Annotated in this window: 1 protein-coding gene; it reads left to right on the plus strand. The window is 52.7% G+C overall.

The genetic code is table 11. From position 1 onward, the window contains the following. A partial coding sequence (locus tag HMPREF2756_RS10915) for a glycosyltransferase family 2 protein (protein WP_141747806.1) occupies positions 1 to 220 on the plus strand: 220 nt, incomplete at both ends.

The following is a 220-nucleotide window of genomic DNA, read 5'->3' on the forward strand; positions in this document are numbered from 1 at the left end:
TATGCGTACCCCTCGTACCAGCATCATCATGCCGGTCTACAACACCGCCAACACCGTCATCAACGCCATACAATCCGTCCGAAACCAAACAGACCCCAACTTTGAACTGCTCATCATGATCGACGGATCCCCCGATGACTCCGTCGACATCATCACCGACTACCACAAGAAAAACCCCGACACCCGCATCCACATCTTCAACAACCCCGAAAACAAAGGC

Origin of the sequence: Rothia sp. HMSC067H10 (assembly GCF_001810635.1) — a bacterium.
Lineage (GTDB): Bacteria > Actinomycetota > Actinomycetes > Actinomycetales > Micrococcaceae > Rothia > Rothia dentocariosa.